Here is a 1737-nt window from a genome sequence, read left to right on the forward strand (position 1 = left end):
GATCGACCGCAGGGCCCTGCCGGAAGCCGAGTACGTCAGCGCTTCCACGGCCCGGCCTCGCACGGAGCACGAAGAACGACTCTGTGAGCTGTTCGCAGAGGTCCTGGGATGCGGGGCCGTCGGCATCGACGACTCCTTCTTCGATCTCGGTGGACACTCCCTGCTCGTCAGCAAACTCACTGTCCGCATCGCCACACGCCTCGGCGTGCAGCTGACCGCCAAGGACGTCTTCCAGGCGCCGACAGTGGCTCAACTTTCCGAACTTCTTCCCACTGCACGTCCGGCGCGGCCCAAGTTCCGCCGTATGTCGCGAGAGAAGGGCACATCGTGATCCCGTTGTCTTTTGCCCAGCGCCGCATCTGGTTCCTGGACCAGCTCGAGGGGCCGAGCGCCGCGTACAACATCGCCGTCTCCCTGCGGCTCACCGGAGAGCTCGACGTGCCGGCGCTGCGGGCCGCCCTGGCAGACGTGGTCGAACGGCACGAGAGTCTTCGTACCGTCATCGCCGTACAGGACGGCGAACCCAGCCAGCACATCCTGGAAGACGTCCGGCCGGAACTGATCAGGACGCGGGTGACGCCGGACCGGCTGTCCGCGGCGATGTCCGACGCCGCGGCGTACTGCTTCGACCTGGCCGCGGAGATCCCGCTGCGCGTCTCGTTGTTCGAGGCCGGGCCCGAGAGCCACGTGCTGCTGATCGTGCTCCACCACATCGCGGCGGACGGCTGGTCGATGGCCCCGCTCCTGCGGGACCTGTCGGCCGCCTACGCGGCACGGCACCGTGCCACGGCACCCGATTTCCCCGAACTCCCGGGGCAGTACGCCGACTTCGCGATGTGGCAGCGTGAGGTGCTGGGATCGGAGGACGACCCGGAGAGCGTGATCGGCGAACAACTCGCCTACTGGCGTGCCGCGCTGGAAGGATCCCCGGCAGAGCTGGCCCTGCCCTTCGACCGCCCGCGCCCCGCCGTGGCCTCGCACCGCGGGGGAACCGTGCCGTTCTCGGTCGACGCCGAGGTGCACCGCGCCCTGCTGGAGCTGGCGCGCGAGCGCGGCGTGACCCTGTTCATGGTGCTGCACGCGGCCCTCGTCGTACTGCTCACCCGACTGGGAGCGGGCGAGGACCTGCCGGTGGGCGCACCCGTGGCCGGCCGTTCGGACGAGGGTCTGGACGATCTGGTCGGGTTCTTCGTGAACACGGTGGTGCTGCGGACCGATGTGTCGGGGGACCCGGCGTTCACCGAGCTCCTGGACCGCGTCCGGGAGGTCCACCTGGGTGCGCACGCGCACGCGGACGTCCCGTTCGACCGGCTGGTCGACGCGCTGGGAGTGGAACGCTCGGCCGCGCAGCAGGCGCTGTTCCAGGTCATGGTGGTGCTGCAGAACAACGTGCGGGGCCGGCTGGAACTGCCGGGACTCGACGTCGCGGTGGAGCCGGTGGAGCTGGGCTCCGCGAAGTTCGACCTGACGCTCCAGCTGTCCGAGGAGCACGGCACGGACGGCGGCCCGGAGGGTCTGAGCGGCGTCCTGGAGTACGCGGTCGACGTCTTCGACGCGGAGACGGCACGGACTCTGGCCCTCCGGTTCGGCCAGGTGCTCGCCGCCGTCGCCTCCGACGCGGCCGTACGCGTGGACGCGGTGGACATCCTCCTGCCGGGCGAGCGCGACGAACTGGCGGCATGGACCGACAGCGGCACGGTGGACCGTGCCCGTTCCCTGCCGGAGCTGTTCGGTCGG

Annotated in this window: 2 protein-coding genes; both read left to right on the top strand. The window is 70.2% G+C overall.

From position 1 onward, the window contains the following. Positions 1-331 (top strand): phosphopantetheine-binding protein (locus VT52_RS34970; protein ID WP_167377788.1); only part of this gene is annotated, 331 nt, incomplete at its 5' end. A 5-nt stretch (positions 332-336) separates the two neighbouring features. Beyond that, a partial coding sequence (locus VT52_RS34975) for a condensation domain-containing protein (protein ID WP_240510049.1) occupies positions 337-1737 on the top strand: 1401 nt, incomplete at its 3' end.

Origin of the sequence: Streptomyces malaysiense (genome assembly GCF_000980885.2) — a bacterium.
In the GTDB taxonomy this organism is placed as follows: Bacteria; Actinomycetota; Actinomycetes; order Streptomycetales; family Streptomycetaceae; genus Streptomyces; species Streptomyces malaysiense.